We start from the raw sequence: 23,810 nt of genomic DNA, 5'->3' as shown, positions 1-23,810 counted from the left end.
CACCGACCCGGTAGCCGGGCGGCCCGATCGCGGGGCCGGTCCACCGACGTGGACCGGCCCACCCCTTCCCCGGCTCCTCGGCGGGCCTGACGAGGGCTCGTGAGCCCGAGTTCGTGAACCGTCCGCGCGAACCCGCGCTCGTGAGCCCACGCTCGTGAGCCCACGCTCGTGAGTCCGTCCGCGTGAACTCGCGCCCGTGAGCCCTTCCGCGCGAACCCACGCCCGCGAGGCCGCCCGCCGGGGGCTCCCCGACCAGGAGGAACACCACCGATGCCCTTCGCCGAGACGCCACTGCGCGACGAGTACGCCGCAGCCGTCGAACGGGTGGCGCGCCGGACCCTCGACGCCCTCCGGGGCGACGGAGGCACAGCCGCGCTCGCGGACCCGGACGGCGCCGTACCGCGCCCGACCCTGGCCGCGCTGCGGGTGCTCGGCGCGGACCTCTTCGCCCCGCAACTACTCGCCGGGGCCGCGCCCGACGGGCCCACCTCCGTACTGCTGGCCGAGGCGCGGCAGGCCTTTCCGGCACCGGACTCGGCAGCGGCCTCGGCCGACGCCGCGCTGGTGATCGCATGGCAGGACTGGGCGGCCGGGCAGGTGCTCGCCCGCACGCCGTACGGAACCGGTGCCCCGCCGCCCGTGCCGCCTCCGGGCCCGGAGGCCGTCGGCTGGCAGACCTGGTCGGTACGGATGGCCCAGCTGTCCGTCCTGGCACTGCCCGGGCTCGACGGCCCGGTGCACGACACCGCCCGCGCGCACACCCTGGCCCTTGCCCGCGGCACCGTCCGCTCCATGCTGCGCCGCGACCTCCCCACCGCCGCCCGGCTCACCCGCTGGCTCGCCTGGGCCGGTGCCGAGGGCCGGCCGCTGCGGCTGGAGGTCGAACCCGTCCTGGAACGCATCCGGCTGGCCGGCAACGGCAGCGCCCGCACCGGACTCGAGCTGGCCGTCGCCCGTCGACTGCTCGACCGCTCCTCCCGTCCGCCGACCGACCGACGGAGCCGGGTCCGATGACCGACACCCACGTCCTCGCCACCGCGCAGCGGCTCGCCTCCCGCGCGCTGGCCTGGCTGCACGCCTCCCACGCCGACGGCCTCGGCCGGATCCCGGACAACACCGTGGTCGACCTCTCCGACCCCGACGACGCCTACAAGCCGCTCGGCGAGATCGCGCTGGCCGCTTCGCTGATCCTGCGCGACGGCGTCACCGGGCCCACCGAGGCCCGCACCGCACGCGAGCTGCTCGACCACGCCTGGGCGCAACTGCGCGAGGGCGACCTGCTGTACGAGCGGCAGCTGCGCCACTTCACCATGACCGACCCGCTGGAGACCTACGCCCACTTCGCCCGGGCCGGCTACCGCCACCCGGCGCTGGAGGAACTGCTCGATTCGCTCAGCCGGTTGCGGGCCGCGCACGCCGAGGAGATCCACCCCAACCGGCGCCTGGGGGTCGCCAACGCCCGACGGGTCATCGGGCTCGCCCACCAGCCGGACTGGGCCGCACTCGCCGCCGGCACCTGGCTGGGCGCCACGCCCGAGCCGTGGGCCGTCAACTGGACGACCGGCTACGACATCACCCACACCGTCTTCCACCTCACGGACTGGGGCGCCCGCCCGGACGGCCTGCCGGAGCCGATGCGCGACCACGTGCGCGACTGGCTGCCGGCCTGGCTCGACATCTGGCTGGAGATCGGCCAGTGGGACCTCGCCGCCGAACTCCTCGCGGTCGACGCGTGCATCGGTGAGCCGGCCACCGGGCGGCAGGGCTGGGACGCGCTGGCCGCCGTCCAGCACGAGGACGGCCTGCTGCCGCGCGACGCCGACCCGGTCTGCGAGGACCGCGAGCAGGCGTTCCAGGACCACCAGCACACCGCCGTCGTCGCGGTGGTGGCCGGTGGCATCACGCTCGCCCGGGCGCTCGGGGCCACCACGGCGGTCGCGTGAACGGGCTTGGCCCGGCGGTCGCGGAGGTGGTGCGCGCGGCCGGGCCGTACGCCAGCGCCGTCACGGTCGCCGTCGCGCGCGGGGACGCGGAGGAGGTGCGCTGCCACGGGCGGCTCGGGCACGGGCGGACGGCCGCGTGCTCGCCGGACACCGTCTTCGAACTCGGTTCGGTCAGCAAGACCTTCACCGCGCTGCTGCTGGCACAGATGGCCGCGCGCGGAGACGTCTCCCTGGACGACACGGTGGAACGCCGTCTGCCGGACTGCTGGCGCCCGGTGACCGTCCGCTCCCCCGAGCCGATCCGGCTGCTGCACCTGGCCACCCACACCTCGGGCCTGCCCCGGCTGCCGCCCGGACTGGCCGCGCGCGCCGTGCCGACCTGGTTCACCAATCCGTACGTCGCGTTCGGGGACGAGCAGTTGAGGGCCGGGGTGGCCCGAACCACCGTACGGTGCAGGCCCGGCAGCCGGTACCGGTACTCCAACTACGGCGTCGCGCTGCTCGGTCGGGTGCTCGCCGAGACGGGCGGCTCGCCCTATGGGGAACTGCTCGCCGAACGGGTCCTCCGACCGCTGGGCCTCGGTGCCACCACCTGTACGGCGGACCCGCCGGGGCGGGCGGTCGGGTACCGGCGCGGGCAGGAACTGCCGCCGTGGCACATCCCCGGACTGCCGGGGGCCGGCGCGCTCCGGGCGAGCGGGGCCGACCTGTTGCGCTACCTGAGGGCGCATCTCGGCGGTGGCCACGGCGAGCTGGCGGCCGCGCTGCGCGAGGTCCAGCGGCCGCGGCTGCGGCTGCCGCGCTCGACGGACGAGCTGTGCCTGGTGTGGAACCACCGCCGCCCGGGCGGGCGCGACCTGTACTTCCACGCCGGGGCGACCCGGGGGTTCACCGCCTTCGTCGGGTTCTCGCCCCAGGCGTCGGCCGCGGTGGCGGCCCTGGCCAACACCGGGCCGGCGCTGGACGGGCGTTTCCTACAGGCGGCGTACGAGGTGCTGCGGGCGGCTTAGGACCCGATCTGGGGAGTGCGGCGCTGCGGCATTGCGGCGCTGCGGCATCGCGGCACTGCGGCATCGCGGCACTGCGGCATCGCGGCATCGCGGCACTGCGGGCCGAGGCGACGGGCCTAGGCTGCCACGGCTTTGGCGCGGTCGGCGGCGATGTGGACGGCGAGGCCGCCGAGGACCGTCCCCATCGCGTAGCGCTGGATCCGCAGCCAGGCGGGACGGCGGTTGAGGAAGGACGCGATGCCTCCCGCGCTCACCGCGATCAGCCCGTTGACGGTGACCGCCACCACGATCTGGGTCAGCCCCAGCACCAGGCTCTGCGCCGCGACGTGACCGCGCTCGGGCGCCACGAACTGGGGCAGCAGCGAGATGTACATGATGGCGATCTTGGGGTTGAGCAGGCAGGTCAGAAAGCCCATCGCGAACAGCCGGCGCGGCGGATCCGGCGGCAGCTGCTGCGGGGCGAACACCGCCGTACCGCCCGGACGGACGGCCTTCCAGGCCAGCCACAGCAGGTAGCCGGCGCCGGCCAGCTTGATCGCGGTGTAGAGAGCGGGCACCACCGAGAACACGGCGGCCACGCCCGCCGTCACCGCGGCCAGGTAGACCAGGAAGCCGGCCGCCACCCCGATCAGCGACAGCAGCCCGGCGCGGCGGCCCTGGGCGATCGACCGGGAGACCAGGTAGATCATGTTGGGCCCCGGTGTCAGCACCATCCCGAGCGCCACGGCGGCGATCCCGAGTACGGCGTGCCCGCCCACAGCGGACAGGGCGGATGCGGCGGGAGCGGTGGAGGTCAGTGCTTCCATGCGAGGAGGCTAGGCCCGGCGTCGATCTCAATGCAATGATGACTTTGCACTCGGTGCAATACCGGTGCAATACCGGTGCGATGCCATGCAATGCCGTCAACTCGTGTGGAGGGGTCCCCCGATGGACGACTACCGCCGGATCGCCGACGAGATCGCCGGCGCCATCACCGACGGGCGGCTGCGACCGGGCCGGCAACTGCCCACCCAGCGTGCCTTCGCCCGCAGCCGGGGCATCGCCAACTCCACGGCCGGGCGCGTCTACCGGGAACTGACCCGGCGCGGACTGACCACCGGGGAGGTCGGGCGCGGCACCTTCGTCCGGGCCGGGCAGGGGGCCGGCGGCGGGGCAACCGGCGGGCAGGTGGCACTCGCCGAACCGGCCGGCGCACCGGTGGACCTGGAACTCAACTACCCCGCCGCCCCCGAGCAGGCCGGACTGCTGGCCACCGGACTGGCGCCGCTGCTCCGGGCCGACGCGCTGGGTGCCGCGCTCGCACCGGTGGGCGCGGCCGGGACGGGCGCGGCCCGGCAGGCGTTCGCGGCACTACTGTCGGACGAACGCCGGACGGGTGGGGATCGGATGGACGGTGTCCGGTCGGGCGGTGTCCGGTCGGGTGGTGTCCGGTCGGGCGGGGACCCTTCGGGCGGGGATCAGGAGGTCAATCCGGAGATCGCCGGGGAGGAGTTGCTGTTCGCGGGCAACGGCCGGCAGGCCATCGCCGCGACGCTGTCCGCGCTGGTGCCGCCCGGCTACCGGCTGGGGGTGGAGGCGCTGACCTACCCGGTGGTCAAGGCCGTCGCCCAGCGGCTGGGCATCACACTCGTGCCACTGGCCGTCGACGAGCACGGGCTGCTGCCCGACGCCGTGGCCACCGCCCACCGGGCCGCGCCGCTGCGCGCCGTCTACGTCCAGCCGAGGCTGCAGAACCCGCTCGGCGGGAGCCTGCCGTACGAGCGGACGGCCGCCCTCGCCGAGGAGCTGCGCCGCCTCGACCTGCCGGTCGTCGAGGACGCGATCTGGTCCTTCCTCCGCCCGGAGCTGACCGCCCTCGCCAGCCTCGCACCGGAACGCACCGTCCTCGTCGACAGCCTCTCCAAGCGGCTCGCGCCCGGGCTGACCACCGGGTTCGCGGTCGTCCCCGCCGCGCTGCGCGAGCGGATCGCGGGCGCACTGCGCTCGGGTGGCTGGACGCCCAGCGGGTTCGCCCTGGAGGCGGCCGTGCGCTGGATCGGGGACGGCACCGTGGCCGAGGTCGCGGCAGCCAAGCGCGCCGACGCCGTCGCGCGTCAGCTGCTGGCGCGCGAGGTGCTGGCGGGGCAGGACATCCGGGCCGACCCCTGCTCGTACTACCTGTGGTGGGAACTGCCGGCGGCCTGGCGGGCGGAGACGTTCGTCGCGGCGGCGGCGCGGGCGGGCATCGCCGTCACACCCGCGGCGGCGTTCGCCGCCGACCCCCGGCGTTCCCCGTCCGCCGTCCGGGTCGCCCTGGCCTCGCCGCCGCTGCCCGTGCTGACGCGAGCGCTGGAGACGCTGGCGCGGATCGCGCGGGGGACGGCGGAGGAGTGGATGGAGTGACGGGCGGCCGGGCGGCCGGGCGGCCAGGCGGCCAGGCGGCCAGGCGGCCAGGCGGCCAGGCGGCCAGGCGGCCAGGCGGACCGACGGACAACTGACGGATAACAGATAACAGCTGTTGAAATCTGTTATCTGTTATCCGTCAGTTGAAATCTGTCAGTTGTCAGTTGTCAGTTGTCAGTCGACGGCGCCGCTCCGGCCGCCCCGCACCGCCGTGTCCGCAGCTCCGCCGGCGCCGACGGCACGCAACCGGGAGGCAGCGGTGGCGGCGAGCTGGGGCGCGATCCGGGCGACGTCGCGGGAGCCGACCGCCGCGATCAGGCTCGGCAGCAGCCAGCGGACCGGCTGCATGCCGCGCAGCCAGGCCTGCGCGTAGACGTGGGCGGACCTCCGGGCGATGCCGGCGACGATCCGCTCCACTGCGGGCTCCAGCGGGTAGGTCTTGTTGGCCGGCCACGGCAGCCTGGTGCGCATCTGCTTGAGCACGGCGTCCTCGTCGGCGCCGCGCACCATGTCGGTGTCGGTCCAACTCAGGTATCCCACGCCGACCTTGACCCCCTGGTAGGCGACCTCGGCGCGGAGCGAGTGGGCGAAGGCCTCCACCCCGGACTTGCTGGCGCAGTACGCGCTCATCAGCGGCGCGGGAGTGAGCGCGGCGAGCGAGGCGATCTGCAGCAGGTAGCCCCGGCTCTCGGCGAGGGCGGGCAGGAAGGCCCTGGCCGTGGCGACGCTGCCGAGCAGGTTGACCTCGATCACCCGGCTGAACGCCCGGTGATCGCTGTCCACCACCGGCCCGCCGATGGCGATGCCGGCGTTGGCGACCACGGTGTCGATCCGGCCGTAGTGCTCCTTGATCCGACGGGCGGCGTCGCCGAGCGCGTCGAGGTCGGTGACGTCCACCTCCCAACTGGTCGCGGCCGCGCCGCACTGCGCCGCGACGGCCTTGAGCTCGTCCGGCTCCAGCCCCAGGAGGGCGACCTTGGCCCCGCGCCGGGCGAGCGTGCGGGCGAGCGAAGCCCCGACCCCGCGGGCGGCCCCGGTGACGACGACGACCTGCGCGGACAACGGCGGGATGGCGTTCATGCGGCGGCGGTCCTCTCGGAGACGGGCGCAGAGGCGGAGGAGGCGGAGGTGGAGGGGGAGGGGGTAGGAGCGGAGTCGGCAGGAGCGGAGACGGAAGCGGGCGCGGCGGACAGGTACGCGGCGGCCAAGCGGTGGATCTCGGCCGCGACCTCCACCGGCCGCTCCAGCGGCGCCATGTGCCCGACCCCAGGAAGCAGCAACAGCCCTTGTGGGTCTACGAGTTCGGCGACGATCCGGTGCGCGTGCACCGGTGGGGTCAACCGGTCCGCGGTGCCGACCACGACCGCGGTCGGTACGGCGAGCCGGGCGAGTCCGGCGTGGACGTCCAGGCGGTCGAGGACGCCCGCCCAGTTGGCGCGTACGGCGGTCGGGCAGGCGTGCACGATCCGGGCCGTCGCCTCCACCTGCCCGGCGGACGAACCCGGACCCATGGTCGCGTACTTGAGCGCGACACGGGTGACCGGCGAGACCGGCCCGAGCGGCAGCCGGGAGCGCAGCAGCAGGCGGTTCAGGAAGCGGCGCAGCCCCGGGGAACGCACCGCCTCGGGCAGCACGGCGAGCTCGGCCACCAGCTCCCCCGGCCCGGTGGAGACCAGGACGGCGGCGGCGGTCCGGTCGGCGATCTCGGGGCGGCCACCGGCGGCCATGATGGTCATCCCACCCATGCTGTGCCCGGCGAGCACGGCCTTCTCCCCCGCCGGGACGGTCCGGGCGAGGACGGCGGAGAGGTCCTCGGCCAGTGCCCGGGTGGAGTAGCGGACCCGGCTCGGCGGGATCTCGCTGTGCCCGTGGCCGCGCTGGTCGTAGGCCACCACTCGGTAGCGGTCGGCGAGTTGGCGAATCACCGGAGCCCAGAAGGCGGTTGAGCAGGTCCAGCCGTGGGCGAGCACGACGGTCGGCGCCCCGGGTTGGCCGTGGACCTCGACGTGCAGCCGGATCCCGTCCGCCGATCGGATGCTCAACTCCTCGACGGGAACGGGCGGGACGTACTCGGCGGGCAGCTCGGCGGCGTTCATGCGGACACCTCCTGCGCGGTACGGGCGGCGTCCTGGCCGGCGCGCATGATCAGTTCGTACTCGCCGAGGTCGACCTTGCGGGTGGCGCGGCGGAACGCGGTGGTGGAGCCGGGCCAGAGCACGGTGTTCTTGCCGTTCGGATCCAGGTACCAGCTGCGGCAGCCGCCGGTGGTCCAGACGGTGCGGTCCATCCGGTGCTGGAGTTCGAGGTTCCACTGCCGCTGGGCCCGGGCGGTGGGCTGCATCGCGGTGGCACCGATCGACTCGAGCGTGGTCAACGCGTCGATCAGGTAGTTCAGTTGGGACTCGATCATCAGGATCATCGAGCTGTTGCCGAGGCCGGTGTTGGGGCCGATCACGAAGAACAGGTTCGGGAAGCCGTGCACGGCCGAGCCGCGCAGCGCCTCCATGCCGTCCTTCCACTCCTCCGCCAGGCTGGTGCCGTTGGCGCCGAACACCCGGGCCCCGATGGGCATGTCGGTGACGTGGAAGCCGGTGCCGAAGACGATGGCGTCGACCTCGTGCTCGCTGCCGTCGGCGGCGACCAGGGTGGAGCCGCGCAGTTCGCGCAGGCCGGAGGCGACGACCTCGGTGTTGGCCGCGGCGAGCGCCGGGTAGTAGGTGTTGCTGAGCAGGATGCGCTTGCAGCCGATCCGGTAGTCCGGGGTCAGCTTGGCGCGCAGGGCCGGGTCGGGAACGCCCTGGGCGAGGTGGCGTTCGGCGAGTTGCTGGACCACGCGCAGCATGCCCGGGCGGCGCACGAAGGCGTCCACCTGGAGCTCTCGGAGGGCGAACAGGGTGCCGCGGCGGATCTTCCCGGTGACCGGCACGCGGTCGTGCAGCCACTTCTCCAGCTGGCTGATCTCGCGGTCCCGGCGCGGCAGGACCCAGGCGGGCGTGCGCTGGAAGACCGTCAACCTGCCGACCTTCGGCTGGATCGACGGGATGATCTGGGCGGCGGAGGCTCCGGTGCCGACGATCGCGACCCGCTTGCCGGTCAGGTCGTAGTCGTGGTCCCAGCGGGAGGAGTGGAACACCTTGCCGGGGAAGGCGCCGAGCCCCGGCAGGTCGGGGATCTGCGGGTCCGCCAGTGGTCCGGCGGCGGAGACCACCGCGTCCGCGGTCCACTGACCGGCCGAGGTGGTGATCCGCCAGCGGACCTGCTCGGCCTCCCAACGCGCCTCCAGCACTTCGGTGTTGAACCGAAGGTGCGGGCGGAGGCCGAAGACGGCGGCGACCTTCTCCAGGTAGGCGCGGATGTCCGGCTGGCCGGAGAAGCTGCGCGGCCACGCGGGGTTGGGCGCGAAGGAGAAGGAGTAGAGGTGCGAGGGCACGTCGCAGGCGCAGCCGGGGTAGCTGTTGTCGCGCCAGGTGCCGCCGACCGAGTCCGCGCGCTCCAGGACGACGAAGTCGGTGATCCCGGCGCGGCGCAGCCGGACCGCGGCGCCGAGACCGCCGAAGCCGGAGCCGATCACCGCCACCCGCACGTGCGGGACGGCCTCGTCCGCCGCGGGGGCACCGGACGTGCCGGAGCGGGGGCGCTTGCTGCTGGATGCCATGCGGCCTCCTCCTGAGGGTGGGGCGATGATCTTCGCGCTGCCGTACCGTGGCGCCCGCTCGTGCCGCGCCTCCTGGCGCGCCGACGACGCCGTGCTCGTGCCGTGCTCGACTGCTCTCGTACCGCCCTGGCGCTGCCCTGATGTTGCCCTGATGCGCCCGGGTGAAGCCGCGGTGTCGCTCTGGTGCTGCTCCGCATGGTGCTGTGCGCACTGCCTCGGGCTCCCCGACGACCGGCGTCGGAGCCCCGCTAATCGCGCCAGTAATTACTGGCATGATTGGCAGGGTAGCCCTTGCTGACACCGGATGGAAGAAGCGCGGCCACCCGGATTCCGGGAGCCTTCGGAGGTGACGGACCTATGCTGATCGCCGTGGACAAGGTCAGAGCTGCTGCGGGTGACGGAAAACGCGAGTACCGGGTGGAGGAACTGGCCGAGGCGGCCGGCATCACCAGCCGGACGCTGCGCTTCTACCGCGAGCGCAAACTGCTCCAGCCGCCCCGCAAGGAGGGCCGGATCGCCTGGTACGGCGAGGAGCACCTGGCCCGACTGCGGATGATCGGCGAACTGCTGGACCGCGGCCACACCCTGGGCGGCATCGCCGAACTGATCGGCGCCGGCGAGAGCGGGCGGGACGTCGCCGAGCTGATCGGGCTGGAGGCCGCGATCGTCGCCCCCTGGTCGGACGAGACCCCGGTGCGCCTGGACTGGGACGAACTCAGGACCGTCTTCAACGACCAGCTCACCGAGGAGAACACCGCCGAGTCGATCGCCCAGGGCTACATCACGATCGACGACGACGGGATCACCCACATCAGCCGCCGCCTGATGGACGCCACCACCGCACTCGTCGCCGAGGGCGTACCGCTCTCCGTGGTGCTGGACGCCAGCCGGCGCACCCAGGAGCACGTGGAAGCCATCGCCGAGATCTTCATCGACGTGGTCGGCGAGCACCTGCTCGGCGCCCTCGCCGCCGACGCCCCGCTGCCGCCCGGCGAGGCGGCCCGGCTCACCGAACGCATCCTGCGGGTGCGGCCGCTGGCCCGTACGGTCGTCGACGCGCAGTTCGCCCTCGCGATGGACCGGCGGGTGCCCGCCGAGTACGACGAACTGCTGCGCCAGCGACGGGAGAACGACACCGAGGCGTAACCCCTCCGACGGGAGGGCAGGGATTCCCGCGCCCTGCCCACCCGTTGGAGGAACCGCCGATGCCCAGACCCCTCAGTCGCCGCGCCGCGCTCGGCCTCGCCGCCGGGCTCACCCCGGGCCTCGCGCTCGCCGCCTGCGGACCGAACTCCCCGGCACCGTCCGCTGGTTCGACCGGCGCGACCGGTGAGCCCGGCGCGCCGAGCGGTTCCGGCGGGTCCAGCGGGGCCGGCCCCCGGACCGTCCGGCACGCTCGCGGCGAGAGCACCGTACCGGCCCGGGCCACCCGGGTGGTGGCGCTCGACACCGACGCGCTGGACTCGGTGGTCACCCTCGGGCTCACGCCGGTCGGCGCGACCACCGTCACCGAGGGCGCTCCCTTCCCCTCCTACCTGCCCGCCGAACGGCTGGCCACGACGAAGGCCGTCGGCGCCATCGGGCAGCCCAACCTGGAGGCGATCGCGGCGCTGCGGCCGGACCTCATCCTGAGCAACCAGGTGCGCGACGACAAGCGGTACGACGAACTGGCGAAGATCGCGCCGACCGTGCTGTCCAAGACCACCGGGCCCACCTGGAAGGAGAACGTCCGGTTGCACGCCGAGGCGACGGGCCGGCAGGCCGAAGCCAAAGCGGCCGACATGGCGTACCGGGCGAAGGCGCGGGACCTCGTCACCGCACTCGGCGGCCCGGCCAAGGCCGCCGCCACCCGGGTCGAGATGGCTCGTTTCCTCGCCGGCGCACCGACCAGGCTGTACCTCAACGACACCTTCGTCGGCTCGCTGTTCAAGGACCTCGGGCTCGGCCGGCCCGCCAACCAGGACAAGCCCGGGTTCTCGGTCGAGATCAGCCCCGAGCAGGTGGACCAGGCGGCGGCCAACGTCATCTTCTACTCGGTCTACGGGGACGCGGCCAAGTCCGACCAGGGCAGGATCACCGATGGCGCGCTGTGGAAGAGCCTGGACGCCGTCCGCACCGGCCGGGTGTTCCGGGTCGACGACAGCCTGTGGATGCTCGGGATCGGCTACACCGGAGCCGGCCTGATCCTGGACCAGATCCGGAAGGACCTCGCGCCCTGAGCGGCTGCTCACCGTGCCCTCCGTCCTGCTGCTGGCCGGGATGGCACTGCTGTTCGCCGCCTCCAGCGTCCTGCTCGTCTCCACCGGGAGCCTGTGGAGCCCGACCGTTGCCGTGGGCCTCCTCGGGGTGGCGGTCGCACCGCAGATGATCACGATGTTCGGCCCGGCCGAGCGGACGGTGCCGGCCGTCCGGCTGGGCGAGGCGATGGCGGCGCTGGTCAGCGCGCCGATCCTGGCGCAATCGGCCGGCACCTTCCTGGGCGGCTGGGCGACCACGCACTTCGCGCCCGCCGTGCCGTTCGCGATCACCGCGGCCGCGGCGGCGGCCTTGCTGCTCGCCGCGTGCACCGCGACCGAACAGCGCTACCGCCGCCGCACTCCGACAGCTCCGACCGCTCCGACCGCTCCGACCGTCGGTGGGACTGACGGTGGGACTGACGGTTCCGGCGTCCAACCCCGCATCGCTGCGCCCGCGCGCCACGCCACGCGCACATGACGGCGGGGGCGACGGTGGTCCGCACACCGTCGCCCCCGCCGTGCGGCCCCGCCCGCCGGCACCCACGGTTCGGCAGGGCCCACTCAGGCGGTCGTCAGTTGACGTTGACCGCCGTCCAGGTGGCCGCGACCGCGTTGTACTCGGCGCTGCCGTTGCCGTACAGGTCCGCCGCCGCGCTGAGGGTGCCCGCCCGGGCGCCCGCGTAGTCGGTGGTGGAGGTGAAGTAGACGGTCAGCGCGCGGTACCAGATCTGCGCGGCCTTGTCCCGGCCGATGCCCGCGAGCGAGGAGCCGTCGGCCGTCGGACTGTTGTAGTCGAACCCGTTGATGCTCTTCGCGCCGCTGCCCTCCGACAGCAGGTAGAAGAAGTGGTTGGCCACGCCCGACGAGTAGTGCACGTCGAGGTTGCCCACGCCGGCGGACCAGGAGTCGGCGGACTGGCCGTCCTTGCTGGGCTGGTCCATGTAGCGCAGCGGGGTGCCGTTGCCGTTCAGGTTGATCAGCTCGCCGATCCAGTAGTTCGGCGGGTTGGAGGGCAGGTTGGCGTACCACTCGACCATCGTGCCCATGATGTCGGAGGTGGCCTCGTTGAGGCCGCCGGACTCACCTGAGTAGTTGAGGTTCGCCGTGGCGGCGGTGACGCCGTGGCTCATCTCGTGGCCGGCCACGTCGATCTCGGTGAGCGGGGCGGCGTCGCCGTTGCCGTCGCCGTAGGACATGCAGAAGCAGCTGTCGTCCCAGAAGGCGTTGACGTAGTTGGAGCCGTAGTGGACGCGGCTCGCGGCGCCGACACCGTCGTTGCGGATGCCGTTGCGGCCGAAGGTGCTCTTGTAGAAGTCCCACGTGGTGGCCGCGCCGAACTGGGCGTCCACGGCGGCGGATTCGCGGTTGGAGGCGGTGCCGTCGCCGAAGTTGTTGGAGGTGTTGGCGAACAGCGAGCCGTTGCCGGCGGTTCCGTTGCTCATGTCGCTGGTGGACTGGCCGCCGCGGCTGTCGTCCTTCAGCGAGTAGCTGGAGCCGCTCTGCGCGGTGGTGAGCGGCACCTGGCCGACGAAGACGCCCTTGCCGGTGCCGGCGGCGGTCTGAATCTTCTCGTGGGTGGACAGCACCTTGCCGGTGGCGGCGTCGGTGACGAGCACCTGGTTGCTCGGGGTGCCGTCGGCGCGCACGCCCTCGACGGTGGTCCGGTAGGCCAGGCGCGGGTTGCCGTCGGTCGCCCAGACGACCAGCTCGGCCTTGCCGGTCTGGTGCACGTCGGCCAGCGGGGACTCGTCGGCGTCGAGGGTGACCCCGACGGTGGCCTTGACCGCACCGGTGGCCTGCGTGGCGGCCTGGTCGGCCGGGATCTGCGGGGTCAGGCTCGGCAGCGCGAGCTTGGCGGAGACCGCCTTGTCGACCGACTTGACCGAGCCGTTGGCCTTCTGGTGGACGACCAGGTCGCCGCCGAGCACCGGCAGGCCGGCGTAGGTGCGCTCGAAGCGCAGGTGCCGGGTGCCGTCCTTGTCCACCACGGCGTCCTTGGCGACGAGCCGCTCCTTCTCGCCGAGGGCGAGGGCCTTGGCGAGCGGGCCGGACTGGCCGCCGGCCAGCGCGAGCACAGCCGCGTGCTGGTGGTCGGCCTGGGCCTGGAGGCCGGCGACGGGGCTGGCCTGGGCGGCGGTGCTCACCTGGATCACACCGGTCAGCAGGGCGGTGGCCGACAGTACGGCGACAGCTGCGATCTTTCGCTTCACGTGCGAGTCCTTCCGGGAAACCGCGTGTGGACGCGGTCGCGCCGCGTTCCGGGGGCCGGGGTCGGCACCTGTGGGGCGGAAATGGGCGCTGACGTGCTGAAACCCCGGGCGGTCGAGCGGCGAGCCACCAAGGGGTGGGGGTGGGGGCTACCGCCGGGGCTGTCCAGAAGCATGACAATCCAGCAGGTGAATTGACAGGTCTACTTCAGCGATTGGCCAGGTCCCGCCAGCTCGCCAGAGCCCTCAAGTGGTGGGCAAAACAGGGCAATTCACCGCGCCTTGCAGTGGGTTCCCACCCGAACCACGCCTGACCGCCTGCACCGATGTCCGATCGACCGTCGAACGCCGATTCGGCGCGCGAAGCCGAGCGGGCCGGAATCGACTTTTACATCCCTGTAGAACTTCCAATACGGAATCTTGACATCCGCTTGGCGAGGTCCCGCCACCTGCCGCCCTTGCCCGCCGCCGGGTCATCTGCTAGCGCCACCGGACCTCGTGTTCGCCCGACTCCTCAACGCAGTCGGCGAGTTGGGCGCGACACCTGGGGGCGCACCGGAGCCGGGGAGACCCCGCGCCCCACAACGGACCCTCCTCCACCGGCATCTGTGATGACGCCCGGTTCCCGCCGCGCCCCGCTCGCCCGCCCCGACCCCCGGGCGACCTGCCCGTACGGACACCCGGGCCGGGTCGGCACTTGCGCTCAACCGCCGCCCGCGCCGGGCCCGTCCGGTCGCAGAAGCGGCAGCGACAGCGACAGCGACAGCGACAGCGACAGCGACAGCGGAAACGGAAACGGCGGGATCGGGATCTGGAGCGGGAGAGCGAAGGGGTACCACTCCTCGCCCGGACCGGTCAGCGAGGCCTCCCCGGGAGCACGTCCGGCGCGTACTCCCGCACTGCGGCGAGCAGTTGGCGGATCGACGGGTTCACCATCGGTCGCCCGGCCACCGTGACGGTCGGCACGGTCTCGTTGCCGTCCGCGACCGAGCGGACGAAGGCGGCGGCGTCCGGGTCCTTCCAGATGTTCACCATGGTGAACCGCCGGCTGTAGCGCAGGCGGGTGAAGAGCAGCGCCAGGCGCAGGTTCATGCAGAACGTGCACAGCGGCCGCCAGTAGAGGACCACACCGTCGTCGGCTCCGCCGGTCGCTGTCACTGGAACCGCCATTCCTGGGCCGTGTTGCCGGGGGTGCAGGTCACCATGGTGACCGCGTTCCCGGGGCCGTTGTCGGTCATGCAGCGCTGGTTCTGGTAGTCGGCCAGCGTGTAGGAGCCCTGGGAGGACCCGCTGCGCACCGTCCAGTTGGTCAGGAAACTCAAGCCTCCGCTCAGGGTGACCTTGCCGTCCATGGTCTGGACGAGCAGCGGCCCGCCGCTGTTGCAGGCGTTGAGACTGATCCAGGAGCCGGGGTTGGTCGCCCGCACCCAGCCGTACTGGGACGCGCCGCCGACCACGATCGGGTTGTCGCCGCTCAGTTCGTCGCGGGCCATCCCGATCGGGCGACCGTCCTTCACGTTGACGATGGTGGTCCAAGACGTGCCGCCGCACGACGGCGGCCGGGTGGGGGTCTGCGGAGCCGGCGGGTTGCCGCCGCCCGAGGGCGAACCGCCGCCGGACGGGGAGCCGCCCCCGGCGGGGGAGCCACCGGCCGCGTTCTGGGCCGGGGGCTGCGGGTTGGGATTGGGATTGGGGTTGGCGGGCTGGTTGGCGGTGCCGCCCCCGCCGCCGGACTGGTTGGACTGGCCGCCCGAAGCCCCGCCGCCGGAGCCGCCCGCGGAACCGCCCGAAGCGCCGCCGCCACCGGCCGCGTTGCCGCCCCGGCCAGCCGCGCCTCCGTTGCCGCCCGGCGCGGGGGCCGGGACGGGCGCGCCCGGCTGGTTCGGGGTGTTTGGCTGCTGGTCGGCGGCCGGGGCCGCGACCGGGGTGTCGGAGGGTGTCGGCGTGGCGGGCGGAGTCGTGGCCGGGGCCGCCGGGGTGCCCGTACCCGGGGTCACCGGGGCCGTCACGACGACGGTCGGCTGGGCGGCGGGCGGCTCGGCCGCGTCCGACCGGCCGGGGCCGCGGTCCACCAGCAGGACGGTCGCCGTGCCCATCGAGATGACCACGGGGACGATCACCGGCACCAGTAGTGCGCGCCGCGACCGGCGCTTGCCCGGCTCGGTCACCGGCTGCGGCCCCACCTTGGCGACCTCGTCCTCGTCCGGCACGGGGCCACCCGACGCCGGGCGCTCGCCCGACGCGGGCTGGTCGGCACCGTCCGCGACCGGCACCAGGGCACCGGCCTTCGCCACGCCGGCACCCCCGGCCACCCCACCCCCGGCCCCTTCACCCGCAGCCGCTCCCCCGGCCGCCGCCCTGAGGTCGACCGTCCCGGTGTCGGCCGGGGCGCCGGCCGCACCCGCCGCAGCGCCCGCGTCCTTCGCACCGATCGCCGCCCGGGCCGCGGCCGCCATCTCGGCGGCGTCGGCGAACCGGTCCTCCGGCTTCTTCTCCAGCGCCTTCGCGACCAGCTCGCGGACCGCCGCGGGGAAGGCCCCCGGCAGCTCCGGCGCCGGCTGGCGGACGTGCTTGAGCGCGACCTCCAACACGCTCTCGCCGACGAACGGCGGCTTCCCGGTGAGCAGTTCGAAGCAGACCACGCCGATCGAGTAGAGGTCGGAGGCCGGCCCGGTGCCCGTGCCCTCGGCCTGTTCGGGGGCCATGTAGAGGGCGGTGCCGACGATCGCGTGCGAGGCGGTGATCTTGGTACTGGCGATCGCCCGGGCGATGCCGAAGTCGGTGATGGTCACCCGGCCGTCCGTGCGCACCATCAGGTTGGACGGCTTGATGTCCCGGTGCACGATCTCCCGGCGGTGGGCGGCGTGCAGGCCGTCCAGCGCGGCGGCGACCAGACCGAGGGCGCGCTCGGGAGGCATCGGGCCCTCCTCTGCGAGCACCCGGTCCAACGGCCGGCCGTCGACCAGCTCCATGACGATGTAGGCGCAGCGGTCCCCGGCGTCACCGCCCTCGCCGCCCTCCCGGCCCTCGGCACCGCCGCCGCTCTCACCGTAGTCGTGGACGTCCACGACGGCCGGGTGGTCGATCGCGGCGACCAGCTGGGCCTCCCGGCGGAAGCGCTGGATGAAGGTGTCGTCCTCGAACAGCGCCGAGTGCAGGATCTTGACGGCCACCGGCCGCGCCAGCACCGTGTCGTCGGCCCGCCAGACCGTACCCATCCCCCCGCCGCCGATCCGCTCGACCAGCGTGTACCGCCCGCCGAGCACGGCGCCCGGACCCCTCATACTCCCGCCCCCATGTGTCATGACCCTCCCCAGCGGGCCGTTCGGCCCCCAGTGTGCCAGAGGGGGTCGAACGGTCAGCAGGCGCTGTCCGGCCAGGCGTTGAGGGCCGCCGCCGTCAGCTGTCCCGGCCCTGCCGGGCGTGCTCGACCACCTCCAGAACGGCGGCGGCGACGGCCTGCGGGTGGTCGGCGTGGACGTGGTGGCCGGCGCCGCGCACCACGATGTGCGACCCCTTGGCCGCGCCGGCGACGACGTGTGACTGGAGGACGGTCCAGCGGGCGCGCATCGCCCCCGGCAGGCCGTCGGTCGCGCTCAGCACCGTCACCGGCACGTCGGGCAGCCGCGCGGCCGCGCGCCGCCGCCGGATCTCGGAGACCGCGAGGACCGTCAGCCGGTTCTCGTCGAGGATGGTCCGCCGCTGGTGGCGATGCGCCTCGACGGCCGCCTCGGCCCTCGCGACGGCTCCCCCGGCACGGCGTGCGGCGGGCGTCATGGCCGCCCGGAGCAGTCCCACCCGCAACAGGACGGCCTCGGCCGCGCGGATGGCCGGTGGCTGGAACTCCTCGTGCGCCGGATCCACCAGGACCAGGCCGGCCACCAGTTCCGGGTGCCGCCAGGCGAGGAGTTGGGCCAGCTGGCCGCCCCAGCTGTGCCCGACCAGGATGGCCGGGCCGGCGCCGAGGTGCTCCACCAGGGCAGCCAGGTCCCCGGTCGGGGACTCCAGCGAAGGACCGGAGACGCGAGCGGGGTCACTGGCACCGAGCCCGGCCCGGTCGTACGCCACGACCCGGCTGTGCGCGGCCAGTTCGGACAGCACCGGCGCCCAGGTCAGCGACGAGGTGCCGCAGCCCGCGAGCAGGACCACCGGCGGGCCGCCGTGCCCCGCCTCCACCCAGCGCAATGCCCGCCCGCCACGGTCGAGTTCGCCCTGCCGGACCCCGTCGGGGACGCTCTCGGCCAGCGCCTGCGCGATGGCGTCCTGCACGTCCCGCATGGCCCGCGTGCCCCGTACTACCTGTACGCCCCCCATGCCCCGTGCGCCCTGCGTGTCCCGCGTGCCCCACGGTTCCTGCGCGTTCTGCCTGTTCTCCGTCTTCTGCACGTTCGGTTCCCCCCTGGATCCGTCCGCCCGGTCCCGGCCTGTGGTACCGGGTGACGCGGGTTCGTTGCTCACCACTGCCACGAGTCCCGGGCGCCTCCCCGACGCCCGGCGGGTCGGCCCCCGGCCGGGCCCGGACTCGCTGTCAGGCACCAGACCATGACGGCCCGGCTCCACGCAAGCCCGAACACCTCGCGTCCGTTGTGTGACCGGAGGACGAAGAGGAGGTGCTGTGGCGTGAGGCCGTCACCGGCCCGCGCCCGCACGGCCCAGGCCGGGGCGGCGTCGCTGGCCGCCCCGGCCCTCCGGCGGCTCAGGCCGACAGGGTCCGCTTGAACAGGTCGAGCAGCGCCTCCCAGTGGCGCGCGTCGGCGACGGCGTCGTAGCGGGTGGTGTCGGCCTGGGTGTAGCCGTGCGGGGCGCCCTGGTAGACCTCCTCCCGGTGGCGGACACCGGCGGCGGCGAGGGCCCCGGCGAGCCGTTCGATCTGCTCGGCGGGCATGGACGGATCCTCGTCGGCGTGGCCGAAGTACACCTCGGCGGTGATCCGGGAGGCGCCCAGGTGCGGACTGTCCGGCGCCTCGGTGGCGAGGCTGCCGCCGTGGAAACCGGCCATGGCCGCGATCCGGTCGGGGTGGCTGGCGGCCGTCCGCAGGGCGAGCACCGCGCCGCGGCAGTAGCCGGTGAGGCCGACCGGGCCGTCCTCGACGAGCGGGGACTCGGCGAGCCAGCGCAGGTAGGCGTCCGCGTCGCGGGCGGTCACCTCGGGGGTGAGGGTGGCGAGCAGCGGGCCGATCTGCTTGAAGATCGCCGGGTCCTTCTCCAGGTCGATCAGCGGCGGCAGTTCGACGACCGGCGCGCGGCCGTTCCGGTAGTAGGCGTTGGGGACCAGCACGGCGTACCCGGCCCGGGCGAGCCGGTCGGCCATGTCCTTCAGCTGGGGTCGGAGCCCGAAGGCATCCATATAGAGGATGACGCCGGGGTGGGCCCGCCCGTCGTCGGGACGGGCGAGGTAGGCATCGGCGGTGCCGTCCGCCGTCGGGATGTCCACGGTGGTTCCGCGCACGGTCATGGTGAGAAGTCTCCTTCGGTTCGCGCGGCAGGGTAGCGGGTGGACGCCGCCACCGGCGCGGCGCCCTCGGGGAACGCGGGTGCGGCCGCCCGGCGTTGGGCGTACATGGGTGTGATCGTAGACGTGGCGTGCGTGGCGGCGGCGGTGATCGGGCTGATGCTCCTGATCGCGTGGCAGATCCGGGGCGAGTCGTCGGGGCGTTGGCGGCGCGGCGGCGGGAGCACCGGGGTGGGCCTGGGCGGCGGCCTGGAGGAGTTGCAGGCGCTGTTCAGCCCGGGCAAGCGGGTACAGGTCGAACAGCGGCGGGAACAACTGACGCTGCGGGACGACGCCCAGGTCGGAGCGCCGCCGCACTTCGGCGTGGACCTGGACCGGGGCGTGGCGGTGCTGCGCGGCAGGGACGGGGCGGGCGGCGAGACCGAACGGGGTCGGACAGGCGGTCAGGCTCCCCAGCCACGGGAGCAGAGCACCAGCCGGTAGCCGTCCGGGTCGGATATCGTCACGCCGAACTCCTCCCAGTAGGGATTGTGGGCCCGGACCGGGGTGCCGCCGGCGGCCTCCAGCCGGGCGACCAGGGCGTCGTCCACCGGCGCACCGAGGTAGACGACGAACAGGTCGTCGACCGTCGGGGTGGGCTCCAGCGGGTTCTCCGGGTCGTGGGTGAGTTCGAAGTGCCAGGATCCGCCGGGCGGACCGACCATCAGCAGGTCGTGCTCGCCGGACACCCGCTCGGTGGTGCGCCACAGCACGTCGAGGCCGAGGCCGCCGACGTAGAAGCGCTCGGCCGCCGCGAGGTCGCGCGAGGGCCGGGCGATGCGAACCCGCGTCGTCGAATCGATCATGGCCGCGACCCTAGCCGATGCCACTGACAGCGAACCGTCCCCGACGGTTCACCCGCACGATTCCCGTCGACGATCCCCGACGGCGATCCGCGGACGGACCCCTCAGAACCGGCGCAGCCGTTCCTCGTCGCCGGTGCGCGGGCAGGTCAGGCAGGCGGCGGCCTCGGGCTTGACGGCGTAGTAGAGGCAGCAGCCGAGCCGGGTACGGGTGTGGTGGCCGCGCCCGTCGGGGGTGTGCAGGCGGCGGAAGTCGGCGGCGCCGGGCAGCGGGAGGGTGCCGCCGGGCAGCACCGCCCCGGCGGCGACGACCGCGGCGTCCTCCTCGCCGAGCATCCGGCCGAGGTACCAGACGGCGGAGGCGAGGTCGTCCGTCACCATGCCCCAGAGCGCGCGGTCGCGGCGCCGGCTGGGGGCGGCGAAGGCAGCGAGCACCGGCTCGACGTGGGCGACCACGGCGGCCCGCAGTTCGGCGCGGAGTTCGTCGTCGCCGGGGAGGGTGACGTGGCCGCGCGGGCGCAGCGCGAGGTCCCCGGTGGGGGCGTGCAGCCAGAGGTCGGCGGGGTCGACGAGGGGGACTTTCCGGGCGAGGTGCCAGGGGCCCGCGATGAGCAGGCACGCGGACCAGACGTAGTGGTGCAGCAGTCTGGAGGCGGTGACGTGCGGGCGGGGGGCGCGGCCGTGTTCGGCGGCGATGCGCTCCTCCTCGCCGGCCAGAACGGCGGCCAGGGCCCGTTCGTCGGCGGCGAGTTCGGCCCCCGAGTACCAGCCGTCGGCGGCACGGGGGTCGGGTTCGTCGGCGCCGAGCAGGCGCAGCTCCAGCACCGGGCAGAGCTCGCGCAGGCGCCGGTAGTCGCCGGGCAGGGTGGACGTCGGCGCGACGGGCAGGGGTGTTCCGGGGATCATCGGCGCTCCGTGGATCGACTCCGCATGATCGAATAAGGTGAGGCTCACCTTACAATGCCCCAGGGAGTGCACCACCCGGGGCCGGGCCAGGTGGCGCGACACCCGCGACACGTGGGCGGGGCGACACCCGCGACACCTGGGCGGGGTGACGTTGCGGCGAACGGTCCGACATCGGATCAGACGACCCGAGATTGACGAACTTAGGCAAACCTAACCTAAGATGTCGACTCGTGTTGAGAACCGACCCGCCGGCCACCACGGCCCCGGCGACGCCTCGATCGTCTGCGGTCCAGCGGCCCCTGCTGCTGGTCGCCGGTGTGGGCGCGCTCGTGCTGTGCGCCGCGCTGAGCCTCGCGCTCGGCTCCCGATCCATCCCGCTGTCCACCGTGGCCGACGCGCTCACCGGGGCCGCCCACGGCGGCGACGCCGATGTGGTGACGGGCCTTCGCCTGCCGCGAACGGTGATCGGACTGGCCGTCGGGGCCGCGCTCGGCGTCGCCGGGGCGGTCGCCCAGGGCGTCACCCGCAACCCGCTCGCCTCCCCGGTCACCCTCGGCGTCAACGCCGGCGCGAGTCTCGCCGTGGTCGCCGCGATCTACGCGCTGGACCTCACCCGGCCCGTCGAGTACGTCTGGTTCGCCTTCGCCGGGGCGGCCGTCGCCGCGGTCGCCGCGTACGCGATGTCCCGGCGCGGCGGCGACCTCGACCCGGTCCGGCTCGCGCTCGGCGGCACCGTGCTCACCGTGGTGCTCACCTCCTGGACCTCCGCGCTGATGCTGGCCAGTCACCGCACCCTGGACGAGGCCCGGTTCTGGTTGGCCGGCTCGATCGGCGGGCGGCAGCTGGACACCCTCACCCCCGTGCTGCCGTTCCTGGTGCTCGGCCTGCTGGGCGCGTTCGCGATCTCGCCCGCCCTCAACGCGCTGGCCCTCGGCGACGAGACCGCCCAGTCGCTCGGCGTGCCGGTGGCCCGGATCCGACTGGCCGGAGGGCTGGCCGTCGTCCTGCTCGCGGGCAGTGCGGTGGCCGTCGCCGGGCCGGTGGCGTTCATCGGACTGGCCGCGCCGCACCTGGTCCGCCCGCTGCTCGGCAACGACCACCGCTGGCTGCTGCCGGGCTGCCTGATCGCCGGTCCGCTGCTGCTGCTCGCCGCCGACGTGCTCGGACGGCTCGTGGTGCGCCCCTCCGAGATCGAGGTCGGCATCGTGACCGCCTTCCTCGGCGCGCCGCTTCTCGCCGTACTGGCCCGGAAGGTGGCCCGGTGACCGCGCTCGCCGTACCCGTCGGCACGCTCGCCCGCCGCCGGGCCCGCACCGCCGCGTGGTCGGCGCTGGCCGCCGTCGTCCTGGTGGTGCTGACCGGCGTCGCGCTCGGCACCGGACAGGTGAGCCTGTCCGGATGGGACGCGCTGCGCGCCCTGGTCGGGCAGGGCGAACCCGGAAACGTCCTGGTGGTGCAGCAGTTCCGGGCGCCCAGGGTGGTGTCGGCGCTGATCGCCGGGGCCGGGCTGGCGATGGCCGGCTCGATGCTCCAGCGGCTCTTCCGCAACCCGCTGGCCTCCCCCGACACCATCGGTGTCACCGGCGGCGCGTCCTTCGGCGCGGTGCTGATGCTCGCCACCGGCGCCTCCCAGCAACTGATCCCGCTGGCCGCGCTCGGCGGCGGACTGCTGGCGGCGCTGCTGCTCGGCGGCCTCGCCTGGCGGTCGAAGATGGCCGTCACCCGGCTGGTGCTGGTCGGCCTGGCGGTGCAGCAGGGCCTCGCCGCCGCCGTGAACCTGATGATCGTACGGTTCCCGGCCGAGCTGGCCTCCTCCGCGATGCAGTGGACCACCGGCTCGCTCTACGGCCGCAACTGGACCGAGGTGTGGATCGGCGGCACCGCCATCACGCTGACCGCCCTGGCCGTACTGCTCTGCCAGCGGCGGATCGCGGTCCTCGACCTCGGCGACGACTCGGCCGGCGGCCTCGGCCTCAACCCCGGCCGGGACCGGCTCTGGCTGCTGCTGCTCGGCATCACCCTCGCCTCGCTGGCCGCCGCCCTCACCGGCCCGGTCGCGTTCGTCGCGCTCGCCGTACCGCACCTGGTCCGGCTGCTCGCCGGGCCGCCCACCCTCGGCACGCTCGGACTCACCGCGCTCACCGGCGCCGTCCTGCTGCTGTCCGCCGACCTCCTCGTGCTCCACGTGATCCCCGTCCACGGCCTGCCGGTCGGTGCCGTCACCGCCACGCTCGGCGCGCCCTGGCTCCTGGCGCTGATGATCCGCCAGGGCCGGCCTCCCCAGAGGAGCAACTGATGACGCCCACGACGACCGTCGAGTCCGTCACCACCACCGCCAACCGGCTCGCCGCGCACGGCCTCGACCTGCGCTACGGCGACCGCACGATCGTCGACGGGCTCGACCTCGAACTGCCCGGCGGCGCCGTCACCGCCATCGTCGGACCCAACGCCTGCGGCAAGTCGACCCTGCTGCGCGGACTGGTCCGGCTGCTCGACCCCGCCGCCGGCACCGTCACCCTGGACGGCTCCGACATCCACCGGATGTCCGCCCGGGCCCTCGCCAAGCGGATGGGCCTGCTGCCGCAGCAGCCGGTCACCCCCGAGGCGATCACCGTCGAGGCGCTGGTACGGCTCGGCCGGTACCCGCACCAGCGGATGCTCAGCCCGTGGTCCAAGACCGACCAGGCCGCCGTCGAGGACGCCCTCGCCCGGACCGGCACCGCCGAACTGCGCGAGCAGCAGGTCGACCGGCTCTCCGGCGGGCAGCGCCAACGCGCCTGGATCGCACTCGCACTCGCCCAGGACACCGAACTGCTGCTGCTCGACGAGCCGACCACCTTCCTCGACCTGCGCCACCAGCTCGACGTCCTCGACCTGGTCGCCGACCTGCACGCCGAGGCCGGACGCACCGTCGTCATGGTGCTGCACGACCTCGGGCAGGCCGCCCGGTACGCCGACCACCTGGTGGTGCTCAAGGACGGGCGGCTCGCCGCCGCCGGACCGCCCGCCGAGGTCCTCACCGCCGACCTGGTCGAGGCCGTGTTCCAGGTGCCGTGCCGGGTGGTGCCCGACCCGGAGACCGGCACGCCGCTGGTCGTCCCCCGGGCGCGGACCCGGCCGCGCGCCGCCGACCGCTGACCACTGCCCCCGTTCGTCACTCCCGACGCTCCTCACCC

The 23,810-nt window shown here is 74.0% G+C and carries 22 protein-coding genes; 11 read left to right on the top strand and 11 right to left on the bottom strand.

The genetic code is table 11. The annotated features are described in order from the left end of the window. Nucleotides 1-270 precede the first annotated feature (270 nt). Genes AB0O19_RS00925 through AB0O19_RS00915 form a run of 3 tightly spaced genes read left to right on the top strand, consistent with a single transcriptional unit; the run spans nt 271 to nt 2,953 of the window. On the top strand, nt 271-1,014 hold the full coding sequence (locus tag AB0O19_RS00925) for a hypothetical protein (RefSeq protein WP_363616677.1): 744 nt from the start codon (nt 271-273) through the stop codon (nt 1,012-1,014). Then, the gene (locus tag AB0O19_RS00920) at nt 1,011-1,943 is read left to right on the top strand and encodes a hypothetical protein (protein WP_363616675.1); all 933 of its coding nucleotides are present in this window, start codon (nt 1,011-1,013) and stop codon (nt 1,941-1,943) included. Before AB0O19_RS00925 ends, AB0O19_RS00920 begins: the two co-directional genes overlap by 4 nt. Continuing rightward, nucleotides 1,940-2,953 carry a serine hydrolase domain-containing protein gene (locus AB0O19_RS00915; RefSeq protein WP_363616673.1) on the top strand — a complete coding sequence of 338 codons (1,014 nt, stop codon included), beginning with the start codon at nt 1,940-1,942 and terminating at the stop codon, nt 2,951-2,953. Before AB0O19_RS00920 ends, AB0O19_RS00915 begins: the two co-directional genes overlap by 4 nt. A gap of 116 nt (nt 2,954-3,069) precedes the next feature. On the opposite strand, the gene AB0O19_RS00910 is transcribed toward AB0O19_RS00915, so the two are convergent. Further along, nucleotides 3,070-3,666, bottom strand: a complete 597-nt coding sequence (locus tag AB0O19_RS00910; RefSeq protein ID WP_363617013.1) for a LysE family translocator — start codon at nt 3,664-3,666, stop codon at nt 3,070-3,072. 214 nt (nt 3,667-3,880) lie between these two features. Here AB0O19_RS00910 and AB0O19_RS00905 point away from each other — a divergent pair, with 214 nt between their 5' ends. After that, complete coding sequence (locus tag AB0O19_RS00905; RefSeq protein ID WP_363616671.1) at nt 3,881-5,335, top strand: PLP-dependent aminotransferase family protein; 1,455 nt, start codon at nt 3,881-3,883, stop codon at nt 5,333-5,335. Nucleotides 5,336-5,509: 174 nt separating this feature from the next. Here AB0O19_RS00905 and AB0O19_RS00900 read toward each other — a convergent pair whose 3' ends face one another. From AB0O19_RS00900 to AB0O19_RS00890, 3 genes are read right to left on the bottom strand one after another with little or no spacing between them, the layout of a single operon-like run. Beyond that, nucleotides 5,510-6,415 (bottom strand): SDR family oxidoreductase, encoded by a 906-nt coding sequence (locus tag AB0O19_RS00900; protein WP_363579346.1) that lies wholly within the window; start codon nt 6,413-6,415, stop codon nt 5,510-5,512. After that, a complete protein-coding gene (locus AB0O19_RS00895) occupies nt 6,412-7,431 on the bottom strand; it encodes an alpha/beta hydrolase (RefSeq protein ID WP_363616669.1) in 1,020 nt (339 codons plus the stop codon). Before AB0O19_RS00895 ends, AB0O19_RS00900 begins: the two co-directional genes overlap by 4 nt. Further along, on the bottom strand, nt 7,428-8,990 hold the full coding sequence (locus AB0O19_RS00890; protein WP_363616667.1) for an NAD(P)/FAD-dependent oxidoreductase: 1,563 nt from the start codon (nt 8,988-8,990) through the stop codon (nt 7,428-7,430). Before AB0O19_RS00890 ends, AB0O19_RS00895 begins: the two co-directional genes overlap by 4 nt. A 357-nt stretch (nt 8,991-9,347) precedes the next feature. Between AB0O19_RS00890 and AB0O19_RS00885 the strand changes: the two genes are divergently transcribed. The 3 genes from AB0O19_RS00885 to AB0O19_RS00875 are packed head-to-tail and all read left to right on the top strand — an operon-like array spanning nt 9,348 to nt 11,705. Then, nucleotides 9,348-10,136 (top strand): MerR family transcriptional regulator, encoded by a 789-nt coding sequence (locus AB0O19_RS00885; protein WP_363579352.1) that lies wholly within the window; start codon nt 9,348-9,350, stop codon nt 10,134-10,136. A gap of 59 nt (nt 10,137-10,195) precedes the next feature. After that, nucleotides 10,196-11,209, top strand: coding sequence for an iron-siderophore ABC transporter substrate-binding protein (locus tag AB0O19_RS00880; RefSeq protein ID WP_363616665.1), 1,014 nt, complete (start codon nt 10,196-10,198; stop codon nt 11,207-11,209). A gap of 13 nt (nt 11,210-11,222) precedes the next feature. After that, nucleotides 11,223-11,705, top strand: a complete 483-nt coding sequence (locus AB0O19_RS00875; RefSeq protein ID WP_363616663.1) for a hypothetical protein — start codon at nt 11,223-11,225, stop codon at nt 11,703-11,705. 94 nt (nt 11,706-11,799) lie between these two features. On the opposite strand, the gene AB0O19_RS00870 is transcribed toward AB0O19_RS00875, so the two are convergent. From AB0O19_RS00870 to AB0O19_RS00850, 5 genes are all read right to left on the bottom strand, one after another. After that, the gene (locus AB0O19_RS00870; RefSeq protein WP_363616661.1) at nt 11,800-13,437 is read right to left on the bottom strand and encodes a M4 family metallopeptidase; all 1,638 of its coding nucleotides are present in this window, start codon (nt 13,435-13,437) and stop codon (nt 11,800-11,802) included. 852 nt (nt 13,438-14,289) lie between these two features. Beyond that, nucleotides 14,290-14,592, bottom strand: a complete 303-nt coding sequence (locus AB0O19_RS00865) for a glutaredoxin domain-containing protein (protein ID WP_363616659.1) — start codon at nt 14,590-14,592, stop codon at nt 14,290-14,292. Next, nucleotides 14,589-16,718, bottom strand: a complete 2,130-nt coding sequence (locus AB0O19_RS00860) for a serine/threonine protein kinase (RefSeq protein WP_363616657.1) — start codon at nt 16,716-16,718, stop codon at nt 14,589-14,591. The genes AB0O19_RS00865 and AB0O19_RS00860 overlap by 4 nt, the downstream gene beginning before the upstream one ends. A 115-nt stretch (nt 16,719-16,833) precedes the next feature. Then, nucleotides 16,834-17,712, bottom strand: coding sequence for an alpha/beta hydrolase (locus AB0O19_RS00855; RefSeq protein ID WP_363616655.1), 879 nt, complete (start codon nt 17,710-17,712; stop codon nt 16,834-16,836). A gap of 418 nt (nt 17,713-18,130) precedes the next feature. Further along, complete coding sequence (locus tag AB0O19_RS00850) at nt 18,131-18,889, bottom strand: dienelactone hydrolase family protein (protein ID WP_363616653.1); 759 nt, start codon at nt 18,887-18,889, stop codon at nt 18,131-18,133. A 105-nt stretch (nt 18,890-18,994) separates the two neighbouring features. Between AB0O19_RS00850 and AB0O19_RS00845 the strand changes: the two genes are divergently transcribed. Then, nucleotides 18,995-19,369, top strand: a complete 375-nt coding sequence (locus tag AB0O19_RS00845; RefSeq protein WP_363579368.1) for a DUF6191 domain-containing protein — start codon at nt 18,995-18,997, stop codon at nt 19,367-19,369. On the opposite strand, the gene AB0O19_RS00840 is transcribed toward AB0O19_RS00845, so the two are convergent. Both AB0O19_RS00840 and AB0O19_RS00835 read right to left on the bottom strand, forming a co-directional pair. Continuing rightward, nucleotides 19,330-19,731, bottom strand: a complete 402-nt coding sequence (locus tag AB0O19_RS00840; protein ID WP_363616651.1) for a VOC family protein — start codon at nt 19,729-19,731, stop codon at nt 19,330-19,332. The genes AB0O19_RS00845 and AB0O19_RS00840 overlap by 40 nt on opposite strands. Nucleotides 19,732-19,833: 102 nt before the next feature. After that, a complete protein-coding gene (locus AB0O19_RS00835) occupies nt 19,834-20,634 on the bottom strand; it encodes a (2Fe-2S)-binding protein (protein ID WP_363579372.1) in 801 nt (266 codons plus the stop codon). 299 nt (nt 20,635-20,933) lie between these two features. Between AB0O19_RS00835 and AB0O19_RS00830 the strand changes: the two genes are divergently transcribed. From AB0O19_RS00830 to AB0O19_RS00820, 3 genes are all read left to right on the top strand, one after another. Beyond that, the gene (locus AB0O19_RS00830) at nt 20,934-21,899 is read left to right on the top strand and encodes an iron ABC transporter permease (RefSeq protein ID WP_363579658.1); all 966 of its coding nucleotides are present in this window, start codon (nt 20,934-20,936) and stop codon (nt 21,897-21,899) included. 65 nt (nt 21,900-21,964) lie between these two features. After that, nucleotides 21,965-22,930 carry an iron ABC transporter permease gene (locus AB0O19_RS00825; protein WP_363617012.1) on the top strand — a complete coding sequence of 322 codons (966 nt, stop codon included), beginning with the start codon at nt 21,965-21,967 and terminating at the stop codon, nt 22,928-22,930. Beyond that, the gene (locus AB0O19_RS00820; RefSeq protein ID WP_363579374.1) at nt 22,930-23,772 is read left to right on the top strand and encodes an ABC transporter ATP-binding protein; all 843 of its coding nucleotides are present in this window, start codon (nt 22,930-22,932) and stop codon (nt 23,770-23,772) included. Before AB0O19_RS00825 ends, AB0O19_RS00820 begins: the two co-directional genes overlap by 1 nt. The last annotated feature ends 38 nt before the right edge of the window (nt 23,773-23,810 follow it).

This window comes from Kitasatospora sp. NPDC091276 (assembly GCF_040684355.1).
Lineage (GTDB): Bacteria > Actinomycetota > Actinomycetes > Streptomycetales > Streptomycetaceae > Kitasatospora.
Note: the sequence above shows the minus strand (reverse complement) of the source record. Positions and strands in the feature narration are given on the sequence as shown.